The sequence below is a fragment of the Pseudomonas sp. K8 genome (genome assembly GCF_014889455.1).
In the GTDB taxonomy this organism is placed as follows: Bacteria; Pseudomonadota; Gammaproteobacteria; order Pseudomonadales; family Pseudomonadaceae; genus Aquipseudomonas; species Aquipseudomonas veronii.
Genome location: NZ_VJWO01000053.1, coordinates 24,221 through 41,163 on the forward strand (window position 1 = coordinate 24,221; position 16,943 = coordinate 41,163).

A 16,943-nucleotide genomic window follows, 5' to 3' on the forward strand; every position below is an offset into this window, starting at 1 on the left:
CCACACTCCCAGAGGGGATTATTCACACAGGGGATGGGGCATGGGTACGCACGGCTATAGCGCGGCAGAACGGCTGGAACGGTTGCCCATCAGCGGTTACCACCGAGTCATTTTTATCATCATCGCCCTGGCGTTTTTCTTCGACTCCATGGATCTGGCGATGATGACTTTCCTGCTCGGCTCGATCAAAGCCGAGTTCGGCCTGAGCACGGCCCAGGCTGGCTTGCTGGCCAGTTCGAGTTTTTTCGGCATGGTGGTGGGCGCGTCGTTGTCCGGGATGCTCGCCGATCGCTTCGGGCGCAAGCCGGTGTTCCAGTGGAGCATCGTGTTGTGGGGGATCGCCAGCTACTTATGTTCCACGGCGCAGACGGTGGAGACGCTGACGCTGTTTCGCATCCTGCTCGGCATTGGCATGGGCATGGAGTTTCCGATCGCGCAGTCGATGCTCTCGGAGCTGATTCCGGCCAAGGGGCGCGGGCGCTATATCGCGTTGATGGATGGCTTCTGGCCGTTGGGTTTTGTGGCTGCGGGGGTGCTGTCGTACTTTTTGCTGCCGCTGATCGGCTGGCGCGACATCTTCCTGGTGCTGGCGGTGCCGGCGGTGTTTGTGTTGGCGATCCGTTTTTTTATCCCGGAGTCGCCGCGTTGGCTGGAGCAGGCCGGGCGGCATGCGGCGGCGGATAAGGTGTTGCTGGGGATCGAGGCGAAAGTGCGCGACTCCCTGGGCCGCGCCGAGTTGCCGCAGCCGATTCGCCTGCCGCGGGTGGAGAGTGTGCCGGGCAACTTCTTCTCGGCGTTCCAGCAATTATGGTCGGCGCAGTATCGCCAGCGCACGATGATGATCTGGAGTGTGTGGTTCTTCGCCTTGCTCGGCTTTTATGGGCTCACCTCCTGGTTGAGTGCCTTGCTGCAGCAGTCGGGGTTTGCGGTGACCCAGTCGGTGTATTACACGGTGATCATTTCCCTGGGCGGGATTCCCGGCTTCCTGATGGCGGCCTGGCTGGTGGAGCGTTGGGGGCGCAAGCCGGTGTGCGTGGTGACCTTGCTCGGCGGCGGGGTGATGGCGTTTCTGTATGGGCAAAGCGCGGTGTTCGGCGGCAATGTCGGCCTGCTGATCGCCTCGGGGTTGTTGATGCAGTTCTTTCTGTTTGGCATGTGGGCGGTGCTGTACACCTACACGCCGGAGTTGTACCCCACCTCGGCGCGGGCGACGGGGGCCGGGTTCGCTTCGGCGATCGGGCGGGTCGGGTCGTTGCTCGGGCCGTTGGTGACCGGGCTGGTGTTCCCGATTACCGGGCAGGGCGGGGTGTTTGCCCTGGGCGCATTGTGCTTTGCGGTGGCGGCGCTGGTGGTGTGGGTGTTTGGGATGGAGACGAAGGGCAAGACCCTGGAAGAGTTGAGCGAGATCTAACCGGCAATCCACAACGAATGTGGGAGCGCGCTGGCGCCCACATTGTCAGTCGCGGTTTACGCCGTCAGGGCTTCACCAGCCGCGCATCCAGGCTGTTTTGCGCCAGGCGTTTGGCCTGGTCCTGGGTCATGCCCAGGGCGGTGTACAGCGCATGGAAGTTCTCGGTGACGTAGCCGCCGAAGTACGCCGGGTCGTCCGAGTTCACCGTCACCTTCACCCCACGCTCGAGCATGTCGAGGATGTTGTGCTGGGCCATGTCGTCGAACACGCGCAGCTTGGTGTTGGACAGCGGGCACACGGTCAGCGGGATCTGTTCGTCGATGATCCGTTGCATCAGGCGCTCGTCTTCGATGGCGCGCACGCCATGGTCGATACGCTGGACTTTCAGCAGGTCGAGGGCTTCCCAGATGTACTCGGGCGGGCCTTCTTCGCCGGCGTGGGCCACGGTGAAGAAGCCTTCATTGCGGGCACGGTCGAACACGCGCTGGAACTTGCTCGGCGGGTGGCCCATTTCCGAACTGTCCAGGCCCACGGCCACGAACGCATCGCGAAACGGCAGCGCCTGGTCGAGGGTTTTCTCGGCTTCGGCTTCGCTCAAGTGGCGCAGGAAGCTGAGGATCAAGCCGCTGGTGATGCCCAGTTGCTGCTCGCCATCTTTGAGCGCGGCGGCGATGCCGTTGAGCACCACTTCGAACGGCACGCCACGGTCGGTGTGGGTTTGCGGGTCGAAGAAGGGTTCGGTGTGGATCACGTTCTGCGCTTTGCAGCGCAGCAGGTAGGCCCAGGTCAGGTCGTAGAAATCCTGGGAGGTGCGCAATACATCGGCGCCCTGGTAATACAGGTCGAGAAACTCTTGCAGGTTGTTGAAGGCGTAGGCCTTGCGCAGGGTGTCGACGTCGTTCCATGGCAGCGCAATCTTGTTGCGCTCGGCCAGGGCGAACAGCAGCTCAGGCTCCAGTGAGCCTTCCAGGTGCAGGTGCAGTTCAGCCTTGGGCAGGGCGTTGAGCCAATCGTACATGTCTAAAATCTCATCGGGTGCAATGGCGGCATTCTACAGGCCATGACTGAAATAATCGGCAAAACCTGACCAAGAGGAGAGTATTGGATCTATTCGCGCAGGGGCGCTGCGAACTAAGATGTAACGAAACGTTAGCGATGTACTGCAGTCTGTACCCCGTCAATGACTGATTTGCCGCACAAAAGGCCCGCAATGCTCACCTCTCTCAAGCAAGAAAAATTCATGCTGCTGGCGCTGATCGCCGCCGTCGCCGCGTACCCGCTGGAGCACTGGATGCTCCATAACGGGCAAATGGTCGCGCTGCTGGCCGGCCTGGCGCTGATCGGCTTTATCGTGGTGGCGTCGATGCGCGTCGCTCACCATGCCGAGCAGTTGGCGGAAAAGGTCGGCGACCCCTACGGCACCATGATCCTGACCCTGGCCGCCGTGCTGGTGGAAGTGGTGATCCTGGCGATCATGATGAGCAACGAACCGTCGCCGACCCTGGTGCGCGACACCATCTACTCGGCGGTGATGCTCGATATCAACGGCATCCTCGGCCTGGCCGCGCTGATGGGGGGCATCAAGCACGGCGAACAGTCCTACAATGACGATTCGGCGCGCACCTACAGCGTGATGATCCTCACCGCCATGGGCGTGTCGATGGTGGTGCCGGAATTCATCCCCGAAGCGGACTGGAAAATTTACTCGGCCTTCACCATCGGCGCGATGGTGGTGCTCTACACCCTGTTCCTGCGCATGCAGGTGGGCCCGCACAGTTATTTTTTCAGCTACAGCTACCCGGAAAAACGCCGCAAGACGTTGCCGGAAGAACAGGCGCCGCCGGTGAACCTGGCATATGCCATCGGTACGCTGGTGTTCGGGGTGGTTGTGATTGGCGCGCTGGCCGAGGTGATGTCCAAGACCCTCGACCTGGGCCTGGAAGGCACGGGCGCTCCGCCGGTGATGACGGCGATTGTGGTCGCGGCCATCTCGGCGGCACCGGAGATTCTGACCGCCTTGCGCGCCGCCCTGGCCAACCGCATGCAGTCGGTGGTGAACATTGCACTGGGCGCATCGTTGTCGACGGTGATCCTGACGGTGCCGGTGATGGAAGCGATGGCGCTCTACTCCGGCCAGCCGTTCCAGATGGCGATGACGCCGGTGCAAAGCGTGATGGTGTTGATCACGCTGATCGTCAGTGCGATCAACCTCAACGATGGCGAAACCAACGCCATCGAAGGGATGACCCACTTTGTGTTGTTTGCGACCTTTATCATGTTGTCGCTGTTAGGGGTGTAGGCGTGAGCTTGCTCGCGAACAATCTGAGAGCGCCGTGTGAATCAGAACACCTGCGTTAGCGTTGACGTTTTTCGCGAGCTCGCTCCTACAAAGGGTTGATCAGGTTACGGGCGGCCTGGCTGTGATCGGCAATCAAGCCTTTGAGGTCGAGGCCCTCGACCTGGCCGTCGATCACCCGCCATTGCCCGCCGATCATCACCCGGTCGGCCCGGTCGGCGCCGCACAACAGCAACGCCGAAATCGGATCGTGACTGCCGGAGAAGCGCAGTTCGTCGAGCTTGAACAGCGCCAGATCGGCCTGCTTTCCTACGGCTAACTCACCGATATCCGAACGACCGAGCAACTGCGCCGAGCCTTTGGTCGCCCAGCCCAGCACGCCTTGCGGGGTGATTTTTTCCGCGCCATAACGCAGGCGCTGGATGTACAGCGCCTGACGGGCTTCGAGGATCATGTTCGACGCATCGTTGGAGGCCGAACCGTCCACGCCCAGGCCGATCGGGGCGCCGGCGGCGAGCAGGTCCAGGGTCGGGCAGATGCCGGAGGCCAGGCGCATGTTCGAGCTTGGGCAATCGACGCTGGTGCGCGACACCATCTACTCGGCGGTGATTTTCTAGACAAACACCATCTTGGTGTCAAAGCCCTTAGACTTTGACATGCTCATGCTCATGCTCATGCTCATGCTCATGCTCATGCTCATGCTCATGCTCATGCTCATGCTCATGCTCATGCTCATGCTCATTCTTCAAGAAACTTCTAAAGGTAGCTTATGATAGGAAGTGTTCTTGTTTTGTCCTTTCTCCTACGCCAGAAATTTATGCCCTGCCGCCGGAGCACGTGCCTGTCAAATGGGCGTCATTTATCGTTCACCTACCTGATGTTGCCTCCGCCGTATTTCGTCCCAAGGGTGAAGCCTTCAGGTGTAAACCCATTCCGGAGTGTCTCAAGTCCTTTCGTTTCTGCTCTCGTTGGGACAAGATCTGGCGCTAAGCACTGCACGTATCAACAGCCTATGTGATGGGGTAGTGGAAACGATATTGTTGTACAATGAAATGTAAATATATTCAAAGCATGAAGCCAAAGGAAAGTATTGATGCGAATACAAGCGCTACTGCTTAATAATTTTAGAAAATATGAATCGGCTAGATTTAATTTTCACGAGAAGTTTACCGTCCTGATCGGTAATAACGGAGCTGGTAAAACGACGATCCTTGACGCCTTAGCGATTATGTTGAATACATATTTTCAGGGTTCAATGCTTCAGTCCGCAGGTGGAACGATAAGTAAAGATGACGCTAGGCGAGTTTATCAAGAAAAAGCTGAGCAAGTTTTTAGCGAACCTGAGTCTGACGTTTTTCTTGAGGTTCTGGCAGTCGTCCATGACAAACCTGTGGAATGGGTACGGGAACTTGGTGACAGAGGAAAGAGGGCTAAAAAGCTAGTCGATATAGGCAGCAGAGACAGGCGCGCAATTAAAGAAGGTGGTAGTCCAGACTTGCCGTTGCTTCTTTACTATGGTGCAGGCCGCCTGTGGGCAATACATCATGATAAGGAAACAGAAAAGCCGAATTCTCAATTAGACGCTTACCGCTTTTGTCTTGATCCAAAGTCTGATCAAAAAGCATTTTCGAAATGGTTCAGGAAGCTATCCTATGTTGAGCTTCAGAAGAAGAAGGAAGTTCCTGGTCTGACGGCAGTTAAAGAAGCAGTAATGACCTGTTCTCCTGGTGCGTGTGACTTCTATTTCGACATTTCGTATGATGAGATTTTTATAAGGCTTGAGAAAGAAGGGTTGATGCCATTCAATTTTCTTAGTGATGGTTATCGTAATGTAATTGCTATGGTGGCGGATATTGCACACAGGGCTGCAAGACTAAATCCACATTACGGAGCTGATGCAGCTAAGAAAACTAGTGGTGTGGTTCTGATTGATGAGCTAGACCTGCATTTGCATCCAAAATGGCAGCGCCGATTTGTTGATGATCTGAAAAAAGCATTTCCAGAAATGCAATTTATTGCGACTAGTCACTCCCCGTTCATATTGCAATCCCTTCAAGTTGGTGAGGTTATCGACCTTGATAGGAAAGTTAGTGCGGACTCTGTTTTCTTGGCCCCTTTGGATGTAGCTATGCCTGCACCGGAAGAAAAATTCAGTAACCGTGCAATTGAGGATATCGTTGAAGGAGTGATGCACGTTGCAGTTCCTCAGCGCAGCGAGCGTTATCAGGAAATGTTTGATGCTGCGAAGGAATATTACAATGTATTGCAGGGGGCAGACGACGCAGATGAACAACAAAAAGAGGGCTTGAAGACCAGGCTAGATGAGTTAACTGCTCCATTTAGTGATAATGTGGCCTACCATGCATTTTTGGAAATGGAACGAGTCGCTGCTGGTCTCGGGCGATCCAGTTCCAATGAAAGATCCACCGCCAAACCCGTAGACTCTTCGGAGGCTGACGAATGAGACCCGTGATACGAGGCCCTAGGCCAGTGGATGATGAAAACAAAGACATCATTTTCACAGCTTATCCAAATGCTCGGCGAGAGATGATTGGTCGCTTGGGAGAGTATTGCTCGTATTGTGAGATGCAACTTGACGCCTCTTTGGCGATTGAACACGTTCGCCCGAAAAAGCCAGAAGGTGCTGCTGCTGTAATGGTTGACCGAGAACTGGACTGGGAGAACTTTTTACTCGCCTGTACGAACTGCAATTCTACAAAAGGTGATGATGAAATCGTGTTGGCCGATTATGTTTGGCCGGATCGGGACAACACGTTTCGGGCTATCAAATACGCCGAAGGTGGGGTCGTGTCAGCAGCGGAAAATATACAGTCTGATAAGGCGTTGAAACTCATAAAACTGGTGGGTCTGGATCGAACGCCAGACACATCATCTGCCTCCGATAGAAGGTGGTCAAATCGACGTGAAGCCTGGGATATTGCCAACCACGCAAGGCGGCGTCTTGAGAAAGTGGACTTCGTGGAATTGCGTGAACAGATTGTCGAGACTGCTCAAGCAAAAGGCTACTGGAGCATGTGGATGGTTGTGTTCGAGGATGACCATGACATGCTTAAACGTCTTATAGCGGCCTTCCCTGGTACTGCAGTAGATTGTTTTCATGTGGAAAGCGGTTACGTGGCCATTGCACGGAATGGTGGTCAGTGTTGACATCATTTACTTTATGATCCGTGGAGTCTGATTGGCGCGGTCGCCTGAGAAGTACACTCGAAAGTTATCATCGCCTCTGGAGCTACTGGCCTTGAGGAAATGGGGGCGGTACACGCGCTCAGTAAGTTGGTATCTATAACGGATTTTCCGGAGCAATTGGATGTTGACGCAATGGCTGACTACATTCGATCAAATAGGGGCGATTGGCAGGACATCGTCTTGGGCGATAGCGCCTTAATTTGCAGGGCGATCGGCCTTGATCTTCGTTAATTGGAAGATGATATTCGATCAAGTCTACACTGACAGTATTTGGTCAAATTTGCGGTGAAGTCTTTAATAGCTACTTGGCGCGGTACTCGAGCCAGAGGAGCATTTAAGATGTGATCGGCGCTCAGACTTCCCGGTTCAAGCACCAGTTCTACCGCTACCAGCACCGGGTCGAGACTGGCGATGACGCCGGTGCAAAGCGTGATGGTGTTGATCACGCTGATCGTCAGTGCGATCAACCTCAACGATGGCGAAACCAACGCCATCGAAGGGATGACCCACTTTGTGTTGTTTGCGACCTTTATCATGTTGTCGCTGTTAGGGGTGTAGGCGTGAGCTTGCTCGCGAACAATCTGAGAGCGCCGTGTGAATCAGAACACCTGCGTTAGCGTTGACGTTTTTCGCGAGCGAGCTCGCTCCTACAAGGGATTGATCAGGTTACGGGCGGCCTGGCTGTGATCGGCAATCAAGCCTTTGAGGTCGAGGCCCTCGACCTGGCCGTCGATCACCCGCCATTGCCCGCCGATCATCACCCGGTCGGCCCGGTCGGCGCCGCACAACAGCAACGCCGAAATCGGATCGTGACTGCCGGAGAAGCGCAGTTCGTCGAGCTTGAACAGCGCCAGATCGGCCTGCTTTCCTACGGCTAACTCACCGATATCCGAACGACCGAGCAACTGCGCCGAGCCTTTGGTCGCCCAGCCCAGCACGCCTTGCGGGGTGATTTTTTCCGCGCCATAACGCAGGCGCTGGATGTACAGCGCCTGACGGGCTTCGAGGATCATGTTCGACGCATCGTTGGAGGCCGAACCGTCCACGCCCAGGCCGATCGGGGCTCCGGCGGCGAGCAGGTCCAGGGTCGGGCAGATGCCGGAGGCCAGGCGCATGTTTGAGCTTGGGCAATGGCAGATCCCGGTGCCGGCGGCGCCCAGGCGGGCGATTTCATCCGGGTTGAAGTGAATGCCATGGGCCAGCCAGGTGCGCGGGCCGAGCCAACCGACGCTGTCGAGGTAGTCCACGGTGCGCAGGCCGAAGCGTTGCAGGCAGAAATCTTCCTCGTCGAGGGTTTCCGCCAGGTGCGTGTGCAGGCGCACATCGAGGCTCGCGGCCAGTTCGGCGCTGGCTTGCATGATTTGCGGGGTGACGGAAAACGGCGAGCAGGGCGCCAGGGCGATCTGGATCTGCGCGCCGTCGCCGCGTTCGTGGTACTGGCGGATCAGGCGCTGGCTATCGTCCAGAATCACCGCGCCCTGTTGCACGGTTTGCTGCGGCGGCAAGCCACCGTCGGCTTCGCCCAGGCTCATGGAGCCGCGAGTGAGCATGGCGCGCATGCCCAGTTCGCGCACCACGTCGACTTGCACGTCGATGGCATGTTCCAGGCCGTCCGGGAAGAGGTAGTGGTGGTCTGCCGCCGTGGTGCAGCCTGAGAGCAGCAATTCCGCCAGCGCGACTTTACTGGCCAGGGCGAGTTTTTCCGGGGTCAGCCGCGCCCACACCGGGTACAGGGTCTTCAGCCACGGGAACAACGGCTGATTGACCACCGGCGCCCAGGCGCGAGTCAGGGTCTGGTAGAAGTGATGATGGGTATTGATCAGCCCCGGCAAGACCACATGTTCGCGGGCGTCGAACACCTGCGTACAGGGCTGTGCAGGCGCTTGCCCGATGCCCAGCAGTTCGCTGATGACACCATCTTGCAGCACCAGGCCGCCACGGGCATCGAGGCCATTGGCAGTGAAAATCGCGAGGGGGTTTTTTAACCAGATACGGGTCGCAGGCATGGGCCGGCTCCTCTGAATGATGGGTTCAGGTTTGCCAGCTCAGTGTTGCCCTGTCTGCTGATCCAGGGTCGCCGGTGAAGGCGAGGAGGCTAGATTACGTGTAGTTCTAGATCGGGTCTACCGGTAGGAACGCGCTGCTCTCGAGAAGCGTGTTCCCACCTTTGATGGCGGCTTACCAGGGAATGGTATGGCCCCGGTAGTCCACGAAGTGGTGGCCGCCTTTGCCGGTGTAGGCATTCACCTGATCGAGCAGGCCGCGCACGCTGGTCTCGACGTCGATGTGTGCGTTTTCGCCGCCCATGTCGGTCTTCACCCAACCCGGATGCAGGGAAAGCACGGTCATTTTTTGCTCGCCGAGTTGGGTGATGAAGCTGTTGGTCATCGAGTTTAGGGCGGCCTTGCTTGCCTTGTAGAGCGCCAGCTCGGAACCGTCGGGGATGGTCACGCTGCCCAGGACTGAACTCATGAACGCCAGCACGCCGGAATCTTTGCGGATCTGCCCGACAAAGCGCTGGGCCAGGTTGATCGGCGCCACGGCGTTGGTGAAGAACAACTGGCCGACTTCCGCCAGGGTGGCGTGGCCAGGTTCCTGGTTCGCCGGGCCCTTGACGCCGGCGTTGACGAACAGCAGGTCGAATGTGCGTTCCTTGAGGCGCTGGCTCAGGGCGATCACGGCTTGCTGATCGTCCATGTCGAGTTTCTCGATCTGTACCGGGCCCACGGCTTTCAGGGCGTCGGCCTTGTTCGGGTCACGCACGGTGGCGGTCACGTCCCAGCCATCCTTGAGCAATTGCTTGACCAGGCCAAGGCCCAGCCCGCGTGAGGCGCCGATGATCAGTGCGGTTTTTGGCGTAGACATGCAGAGCTTCCTTTGACGTCGCGGTTCAGAGCGTTCAGCGAACAACATTAGCAGTTTCAACGTTGCAGCAGGATACGCCCCCGGCTCAGGTCGGCAAGCTGGTTTTGCAGGGTGTCGATGTGTGCTTCGCCCAGGGCCAGTTGCAGCTCCACGCCATTGGCGGTGAAGTGTTCCTCCAGCACCAGCCCGCCGAGTTCGGCGACCCGCAACTTGACCAGGTTCAGTTCGGAAAACCCGCAGTCGCAGCTCAACGGCACGCGGCTGATCAGCTCGATGCGCTCGGCGGTTTGCAGGCATTTGTTCGCGCCGCCGCCATACGCCCGCGCCAGCCCGCCGGTGCCCAGTTGGATGCCGCCGTACCAGCGAATCACCAGCACCACCACCTGATCGAAGCCCTGGGCCTCGATGGCGGCGAGGATCGGTCGCCCGGCGGTGCCGCCAGGTTCGCCGTCGTCGTTGCTGCGGTACTGGTCGGCGAGTTTCCAGGCCCAGCAATTGTGCGTGGCGTTCAGGTCGCTGTGCTGCTCGATGAACGCTTGGGCTTCTTGCGCGCTGGTGATCGGTGCGGCCAGGGTGATGAAGCGGCTTTTGCGAATTTCTTCGCGGAATTCGCAAAGGCCGGTGAGGGTGAAAGGCATAGGCGGTGTCGTCTAGAGGGCGGGCTTGATGCCACAGCCTTTGAGAATGATGTGGATCAGGTTGGTGCCGGCGTCTTCCATATCTTGTTTGGTCAACTTGGTGCGCCCGGTGACGCGGCAGATCTGGCTGGCGAAGTCGGCATAGTGCTGGGTGCTGCCCCACAGCAGGAAGATCAGGTGGACGGGGTCGATGGGGTCCATCTTGCCAGCATCGATCCAGGCCTGGAACACGGCCGCCCGGCCACTGAACCAGGCGCGGTAGTCCTGGCCGAAGTATTCGGTAAGGCATTCGCCGCCGCTGATGATCTCCATGGCGAAGATCCGCGAGGCCTGGGGCTGTCGTCGGGAAAACTCCATCTTGGTGCGGATGTAGCGGGTGAGGGCCACGGCCGGGTCGTCCTCGGCGGTCAGCGCGTTGAAGGTGCTGTCCCACAGTTCGAGGATATTGCTGAGCACCGCGACGTACAGGCCCATCTTGTTGGTGAAGTAGTAGTGCAAGTTGGCCTTCGGCAACCCGGCGCTGGCAGCGATGGTGTTCATGCTGGTGCCCTTGTAGCCGTGACGCGCGAACTCGTCTTCGGCCGCTTGAAGAATCGCTTGCTCGTTCTTTTGCCGAATGCGGCTGGCGGGCTTCCCGGCGTGGGTGCTGTGGGCAGGAACTTCGAGGCTCATGGAGGTTTCCGTGCTGATCGATAGAGACGATGTATGCACAGATAACCCACCCTCAAGCCTCAGACAAGTCCTGATGCAATAAAACCCTCAAAGCGGTTCCAGCGTATCGCCATGTGGCGCGCTGTTTGCTGCGGGGCTCGCTTTGGCTTCCGGCAGTAATAGGCACAATGCGATGGCGGTCAGCCCGCCGCTGGTGATGGCCGAGTCGAACAGGTTTTGCACCAGCGTCGGCATCAAGTGCAGCAGGTTCGGTTGGGCGGCAATGCCCAGGCCGACGCCGAACGAGGTGGCGATGATCAGCATGCTGCGTCGGTCCAGCGGCGCCTGGGCGAGAATACGCACGCCGGCCGCCGCCACGCTGCCGAACATCACCAGGGTCGCGCCGCCCAATACCGGTTTGGGGATTTGCTGCAGCACCGCGCCGATCGATGGAAACAAGCCGAGGCAAAACAGCACCACGCCGATGTACAGGCCGACATAGCGGCTGGCCACGCCGGTGAGTTGGATCACGCCATTGTTCTGGGCGAACGTGGTGTTGGGGAACGCGCTGAAGGTGGCGGCGATCATGCAGCTCACCCCGTCGCCGAGTACGCCGCCCTTGAGCCGGTTTATATAAGACGGGCCGCTGATGGGCTGGCGGGCGATCATGCAGTTGGCGGTGAGGTCACCCACGGTTTCGATGCTGCTGATCAGATAAATCAGCGCGATGGGTAGGAAGGCGCTCCAGTCGAAGTTGAAACCATAACGAAACGGCATCGGCAGGCTGATCAACGGCAGGTCGGGCAGGGCCTGGGGCACCAGTTTGCCGCTGAACCAGGCCGCGAGGCTGCCGAGGGCCAGGCCGATGATGATCGCCGAGAGGCGTACCCAGGGTGTGTTCGAGCGGTTGAGCAGGATGATCGTCAACACCACGAACAGGCCCAGTGCCAGGTTGATGGGCGCGCCGAAATCGGCGGCATTGAACCCGCCGCCGAGGTCGGTGATACCCACTTTGATCAGGCTGATGCCGATCAGGGTAATCACGATGCCGGTGACCAGCGGCGTGATCACCCGGCGCAGTTGCCCGATAAAACGGCTCAGCACGATTTGTACGGCGGCGCCGAAAAAGCACACGCCGAAGATCATCGCCAGGATGTCTTCCGGGCTGCCGCCGCGTTGCTTGACCAGGAAGCCCGCCGACAGCACGGCGCCGAGAAACGCAAAGCTGGTGCCCTGCAGGCAGATCATGCCGGCGCCGATGCCAAACGGCCTACGCGCCTGGATGAAAGTGCCGACACCGGACACCATCAGCGCCATGCTGATCAGGTACGGCAGGTGAGCCGCCAGGCCCAGGGTCGAGCCGATGATCAGCGGCGGCGTGATGATGCCGACGAAGGCGGCCAATACATGTTGCAGGGCGGCCAGTAGGGCGGGCAGGGGTTTTGGGCGGTCGTTGAGGCCGTAGATCAGGTCGCTGGGGCTGGACGTTTCTGGTGGCATGGCGGGCAAACTCGAGTCGGACGGTTCTAGGTCCTTGTGCTCTTGCAAAAAGCTGTCCACTTGCTCAGCTTTTTGTGCGAGGCCCGAATTAGCGGGTTGCCGCCAGGCTGTCGAGGAAACTTTCCAGCACCAAATGAGGGCGCCGCCCCTTGCGCGTGACCGATGCCAGGCTTAAATCGTAAAAACGTGTAGCCGGTTTCAGCGCGCGTAGTCGGCCTTGTTGCACCCACAGGCTGGCGTAGTGATCGGGCAGGTAGCCGATGTAGCGGCCGGTGAGGATCAGGAACGCCATGCCTTCGCGGTCCGAAGCGCTGGCGGTGCAGTTGAGGGCCTGGTAGTGGGCCTGGATCTCGGCGGGCAGGCGGAAGGTGGGGGCGATCGCATCCTGGTCGTCGATGCGTCCATCCTCCAACTGCTTGTCGTCGGCATAGAACAGCGGGTGGCCGACGGCGCAGTAGAGCAGCGAGCGTTCGCTGTACAGCGCCTGGTATTCCAGGCCGGACAGCGCGCTGGCCTGGGGCACCACGCCGACATGCAGGCGGCCGTCGAGCACGCCTTGTTCCACTTCATTGGGGGCAATCATGCGGATCTGGATCTGCACGTCCGGGCCGCGTTCCTTCAATTGCGCCAGGGCATGGGTGATACGCATGTGGGGCAGGGTGACGAGGTTGTCGGTGAGGCCGATGATCAGTTCGCCGCGCAAATGCTGGTGCAGGCCGTTGACCTCGGTGCGAAAGCTTTCCAGGGCACTCAAGAGTTGCAGTGCCGATTGATAGACCTCGCGGCCTTCCTCGGTCAGCGAGAATCCGGCACGCCCGCGCTGGCACAGGCGCAATCCCAGGCGTTGCTCCAGATCGCTCATTTGCTGGCTGATGGCCGAGCGGCCGATGCCGAGCACGGTCTCCGCCGCCGAGAAGCCGCCACACTCCACCACACTGCGAAAGATGCGCAACAGGCGAATATCGAAGTCGCTGACTTGGGCCAGGGGGTCGGGTCGACGGATGCTCATAGTTTAGTCGGGGCCTGACTGAAGGTTAGAAGAGTTGGATTTCACAGACTTTATCCCCGTGGCAATTTAGCTGCAAGAACGCTTTTCAATCCCGGCGCTGCTTTTTGCCTTGCGAGGTTTTGCTGATGAACATGTCCGAAAACGCCCCTTCGTCCCTGGCCAGCCAACTGAAGTTGGACGCTCACTGGATGCCTTACACCGCCAACCGTAACTTCCAGCGTGACCCGCGCCTGATCGTGGCCGCCGAAGGCAGCTGGTTGACCGATGACAAGGGCCGCAAGGTCTACGATTCGTTGTCGGGGCTGTGGACCTGCGGCGCCGGGCACACCCGCAAGGAAATCCAGGAAGCGGTCGCCAAGCAACTGGGCACGCTGGACTACTCGCCGGGCTTCCAATACGGTCATCCGCTGTCGTTTCAACTGGCGGAAAAAATCACCGACCTGACCCCGGGCAACCTCAACCATGTGTTCTTCACCGACTCCGGTTCCGAGTGCGCCGATACGGCGGTGAAGATGGTGCGTGCGTACTGGCGCCTAAAGGGCCAGGCCACCAAGACCAAGATGATCGGCCGCGCCCGTGGCTATCACGGGGTGAACATCGCCGGCACCAGCCTGGGTGGCGTCAACGGCAACCGTAAGATGTTTGGTCAGGCGATGATGGACGTTGACCATCTGCCTCACACCTTGCTGGCGAGCAATGCGTTCTCGCGCGGCATGCCGGAGCAGGGCGGTATTGCCCTGGCCGATGAACTGCTCAAGTTGATCGAGTTGCACGACGCGTCGAACATCGCTGCCGTTTTTGTCGAGCCGATGGCCGGCTCCGCTGGCGTGCTGGTGCCGCCACAGGGTTACCTCAAGCGTCTGCGTGAAATCTGCGACCAGCACAACATCCTGTTGGTGTTCGACGAAGTGATCACCGGTTTCGGCCGTACCGGCTCGATGTTCGGCGCCGACAGCTTCGGCGTGACTCCGGACCTGATGTGCATCGCCAAGCAAGTCACCAACGGTGCGATCCCGATGGGCGCGGTGATTGCCAGCAGCGAGATCTATCAGACCTTCATGAACCAGGCGACGCCGGAATACGCGGTGGAATTCCCCCACGGCTACACCTACTCGGCACACCCGGTAGCCTGCGCGGCTGGCCTGGCGGCATTGGACCTGCTGCAGAAGGAAAACCTGGTGCAGAGCGTCGCCGAAGTCGCTCCGCACTTTGAGAATGCGCTGCATGGTTTGAAGGGCAGCAAGAACGTGATCGACATCCGCAACTATGGCCTGGCCGGCGCGATCCAGATTGCCCCGCGTGACGGTGATGCCATCGTGCGTCCGTTCGAGGCTGGCATGGCCTTGTGGAAAGCCGGTTTCTACGTGCGTTTTGGCGGCGACACCCTGCAGTTCGGGCCAACCTTCAACAGCAAGCCGCAGGACCTGGATCGCCTGTTCGATGCCGTCGGCGAAGTGCTGAACAAGATCGACTGATTTCTCCTTCTATATAGAACAACTTTTCAGGAGCCCTGCATGAGCCTTATCCAGCATTTGATCGACGGCCAATTGGTCAGCGAATCCGGTCGCACTGCCGATGTGTACAACCCGTCCACCGGCCAGGTGATTCACCAGGTGCCGCTGGCCAGTCGCGAAACCATCCAGCGCGCGATCGACTCGGCCAAGGCCGCATTCCCGGCCTGGCGTAATACGCCGGCGGCCAGGCGTGCCCAGGTGATGTACCGTTTCAAGCAGTTGCTGGAGCAGAACGAAGCGCGCATCTCGCAGTTGATCAGCGAGGAGCACGGCAAGACCCTGGAAGACGCGGCGGGGGAATTGAAACGTGGCATCGAGAACGTGGAGTACGCGTGCTCGGCGCCGGAAATTCTCAAGGGCGAGTACAGCCGCAATGTGGGGCCGAACATCGATGCCTGGTCGGATTTCCAGCCGTTGGGCGTAGTGGCCGGGATTACCCCGTTCAACTTCCCGGCGATGGTGCCGTTGTGGATGTACCCGCTGGCGATCGTCTGCGGCAACTGCTTTATCCTCAAACCGTCGGAGCGTGATCCGAGTTCGACGCTGCTGATCGCGCAATTGCTGCAGGAGGCCGGCCTGCCTAAGGGCGTGCTGAGCGTGGTGCATGGCGACAAGGGCGCGGTGGATGCGCTGATCGAAGCGCCGGAGGTCAAGGCCTTGAGCTTTGTGGGTTCGACGCCGATTGCCGAGTACATCTACGCCGAAGCGACTAAGCGCGGCAAACGCGTGCAAGCGCTGGGCGGCGCGAAGAACCATGCGGTGCTGATGCCGGATGCCGATCTGGATAATGCGGTCAGTGCCTTGATGGGCGCGGCCTACGGTTCCTGCGGCGAGCGTTGCATGGCGATCTCGGTGGCGGTGTGTGTGGGTGACCAGGTGGCGGATGCATTGATCGCCAAGTTGGTGCCGCAGGTCAAGGCGCTGAAGATTGGCGCGGGCACCTCGTGCGGCCTGGATATGGGGCCGCTGGTCACCGGCCAGGCGCGGGATAAGGTCAGCGGTTATATAGAAGACGGTGTGGCCGCGGGCGCTGAGCTGGTGGTCGATGGTCGTGGCTTGAGCGTTGCCGGGCATGAGCAGGGGTTCTTCCTCGGCGGCAGTTTGTTTGACCGCGTGACGCCGCAGATGCGTATCTATAAAGAAGAGATCTTCGGGCCGGTGTTGTGCGTGGTGCGGGTCAATAGCCTGGAAGCGGCGATGCAACTGATCAACGATCACGAGTATGGCAACGGCACATGCATCTTCACCCGTGACGGTGAAGCGGCGCGTCTGTTCTGTGACGAGATTGAAGTGGGCATGGTCGGCGTGAACGTTCCACTGCCGGTGCCGGTGGCCTACCACAGCTTTGGCGGCTGGAAGCGCTCGCTGTTTGGCGACTTGCATGCTTACGGGCCGGATGGGGTGCGTTTCTATACCCGGCGCAAGGCTATTACCCAGCGCTGGCCGCAACGGGCCAGTCATGAAGCGTCACAGTTTGCCTTCCCTAGCTTGTAAGACGCGTTGAAAGCCGGCCCCTTGGGGCCGGCTTTCGCGTTTTTGCGGCCTTTTTGACCGATATGACAGAATTGTGAAGAAAGGTGTTGACGGCAAATCCTGGACGTCTATAATTCGCCCCACTTCCGGCGCAGTCGAAACGGAAAACTCCTTGGTAAACAAAGAGTTACGCAAGATTCGACAGCGACCTGCTTCAGTTCATCGAAGCCTGGAAGGAGTTGGTAGGGCGGTGTTGTTTGGCTCTATTAACGTTTCGATCTTCTCGGTCGAAAGCGGAGAAAAAGAGGTGTTGACAGCAGCGTGTAACGCTGTAGAATTCGCCTCCCGCTAACGAGAGATCGGAAGCGCAAGTGGTTGA

General features: G+C 59.1%; 13 protein-coding genes and 2 pseudogenes. 7 read left to right on the plus strand and 8 right to left on the minus strand.

The window, feature by feature from the left end; translation table 11 throughout:
* Positions 1-40 precede the first annotated feature (40 nt).
* On the plus strand, positions 41-1,411 hold the full coding sequence (locus INT12_RS25960) for an MFS transporter (RefSeq protein ID WP_046485746.1): 1,371 nt from the start codon (positions 41-43) through the stop codon (positions 1,409-1,411).
* A 64-nt stretch (positions 1,412-1,475) separates the two neighbouring features.
* Here the strand turns inward: INT12_RS25960 and INT12_RS25965 are convergent, their stop codons facing one another.
* Entirely contained in the window at positions 1,476-2,429 is a 954-nt protein-coding gene (locus INT12_RS25965) for an adenosine deaminase (RefSeq protein ID WP_017849634.1), read from the minus strand.
* 192 nt (positions 2,430-2,621) lie between these two features.
* Here INT12_RS25965 and INT12_RS25970 point away from each other — a divergent pair, with 192 nt between their 5' ends.
* Positions 2,622-3,710, plus strand: coding sequence for a calcium:proton antiporter (locus INT12_RS25970; protein ID WP_017849633.1), 1,089 nt, complete (start codon positions 2,622-2,624; stop codon positions 3,708-3,710).
* Between the two features lie 85 nt (positions 3,711-3,795).
* Here INT12_RS25970 and INT12_RS25975 read toward each other — a convergent pair.
* Positions 3,796-4,278: pseudogene (locus tag INT12_RS25975) on the minus strand (amidohydrolase family protein); the annotation flags it as partial.
* Positions 4,279-4,800: 522 nt separating this feature from the next.
* Between INT12_RS25975 and INT12_RS25980 the strand changes: the two are divergent.
* The 3 genes and pseudogenes from INT12_RS25980 to INT12_RS25990 all read left to right on the plus strand — a co-directional run.
* Positions 4,801-6,171, plus strand: coding sequence for an AAA family ATPase (locus tag INT12_RS25980; RefSeq protein WP_193040544.1), 1,371 nt, complete (start codon positions 4,801-4,803; stop codon positions 6,169-6,171).
* Positions 6,172-6,197: 26 nt separating this feature from the next.
* On the plus strand, positions 6,198-6,875 hold the full coding sequence (locus INT12_RS25985) for an HNH endonuclease (RefSeq protein WP_319017445.1): 678 nt from the start codon (positions 6,198-6,200) through the stop codon (positions 6,873-6,875).
* A gap of 444 nt (positions 6,876-7,319) precedes the next feature.
* Positions 7,320-7,472: pseudogene (locus INT12_RS25990) on the plus strand (calcium:proton antiporter); the annotation flags it as partial.
* 89 nt (positions 7,473-7,561) lie between these two features.
* Here the strand turns inward: INT12_RS25990 and INT12_RS25995 are convergent.
* From INT12_RS25995 to INT12_RS26020, 6 genes are all read right to left on the minus strand, one after another.
* Positions 7,562-8,920, minus strand: coding sequence for an 8-oxoguanine deaminase (locus tag INT12_RS25995; protein ID WP_017849632.1), 1,359 nt, complete (start codon positions 8,918-8,920; stop codon positions 7,562-7,564).
* 172 nt (positions 8,921-9,092) lie between these two features.
* Positions 9,093-9,779: an SDR family oxidoreductase gene (locus tag INT12_RS26000; protein WP_017849631.1), complete on the minus strand. Its 687-nt coding sequence runs from the start codon at positions 9,777-9,779 to the stop codon at positions 9,093-9,095.
* 56 nt (positions 9,780-9,835) lie between these two features.
* The gene (locus tag INT12_RS26005) at positions 9,836-10,417 is read right to left on the minus strand and encodes an IMPACT family protein (RefSeq protein WP_017849630.1); all 582 of its coding nucleotides are present in this window, start codon (positions 10,415-10,417) and stop codon (positions 9,836-9,838) included.
* A gap of 12 nt (positions 10,418-10,429) precedes the next feature.
* Positions 10,430-11,089, minus strand: coding sequence for a TetR/AcrR family transcriptional regulator (locus INT12_RS26010; RefSeq protein WP_017849629.1), 660 nt, complete (start codon positions 11,087-11,089; stop codon positions 10,430-10,432).
* 87 nt (positions 11,090-11,176) lie between these two features.
* The gene (locus tag INT12_RS26015) at positions 11,177-12,568 is read right to left on the minus strand and encodes a uracil-xanthine permease family protein (protein WP_017849628.1); all 1,392 of its coding nucleotides are present in this window, start codon (positions 12,566-12,568) and stop codon (positions 11,177-11,179) included.
* An 88-nt stretch (positions 12,569-12,656) separates the two neighbouring features.
* Positions 12,657-13,577: a LysR family transcriptional regulator gene (locus INT12_RS26020; RefSeq protein ID WP_017849627.1), complete on the minus strand. Its 921-nt coding sequence runs from the start codon at positions 13,575-13,577 to the stop codon at positions 12,657-12,659.
* Between the two features lie 125 nt (positions 13,578-13,702).
* Between INT12_RS26020 and INT12_RS26025 the strand changes: the two genes are divergently transcribed.
* Both INT12_RS26025 and INT12_RS26030 read left to right on the plus strand, forming a co-directional pair.
* Entirely contained in the window at positions 13,703-15,052 is a 1,350-nt protein-coding gene (locus tag INT12_RS26025; RefSeq protein ID WP_193040546.1) for an aspartate aminotransferase family protein, read from the plus strand.
* A gap of 39 nt (positions 15,053-15,091) precedes the next feature.
* The gene (locus tag INT12_RS26030; protein ID WP_017849625.1) at positions 15,092-16,585 is read left to right on the plus strand and encodes a CoA-acylating methylmalonate-semialdehyde dehydrogenase; all 1,494 of its coding nucleotides are present in this window, start codon (positions 15,092-15,094) and stop codon (positions 16,583-16,585) included.
* The last annotated feature ends 358 nt before the right edge of the window (positions 16,586-16,943 follow it).

Coding starts and splice junctions, on each gene's coding strand:
- INT12_RS25960 (WP_046485746.1), top strand. CDS start 41: ATGGGTACGCACGGCTATAGCGCGGCAGAACGGCTGGAACGGTTGCCC.
- INT12_RS25965 (WP_017849634.1), bottom strand. CDS start 2,429: ATGTACGATTGGCTCAACGCCCTGCCCAAGGCTGAACTGCACCTGCAC.
- INT12_RS25970 (WP_017849633.1), top strand. CDS start 2,622: ATGCTCACCTCTCTCAAGCAAGAAAAATTCATGCTGCTGGCGCTGATC.
- INT12_RS25980 (WP_193040544.1), top strand. CDS start 4,801: ATGCGAATACAAGCGCTACTGCTTAATAATTTTAGAAAATATGAATCG.
- INT12_RS25995 (WP_017849632.1), bottom strand. CDS start 8,920: ATGCCTGCGACCCGTATCTGGTTAAAAAACCCCCTCGCGATTTTCACT.
- INT12_RS26000 (WP_017849631.1), bottom strand. CDS start 9,779: ATGTCTACGCCAAAAACCGCACTGATCATCGGCGCCTCACGCGGGCTG.
- INT12_RS26005 (WP_017849630.1), bottom strand. CDS start 10,417: ATGCCTTTCACCCTCACCGGCCTTTGCGAATTCCGCGAAGAAATTCGC.
- INT12_RS26010 (WP_017849629.1), bottom strand. CDS start 11,089: ATGAGCCTCGAAGTTCCTGCCCACAGCACCCACGCCGGGAAGCCCGCC.
- INT12_RS26015 (WP_017849628.1), bottom strand. CDS start 12,568: ATGCCACCAGAAACGTCCAGCCCCAGCGACCTGATCTACGGCCTCAAC.
- INT12_RS26020 (WP_017849627.1), bottom strand. CDS start 13,577: ATGAGCATCCGTCGACCCGACCCCCTGGCCCAAGTCAGCGACTTCGAT.
- INT12_RS26025 (WP_193040546.1), top strand. CDS start 13,703: ATGAACATGTCCGAAAACGCCCCTTCGTCCCTGGCCAGCCAACTGAAG.
- INT12_RS26030 (WP_017849625.1), top strand. CDS start 15,092: ATGAGCCTTATCCAGCATTTGATCGACGGCCAATTGGTCAGCGAATCC.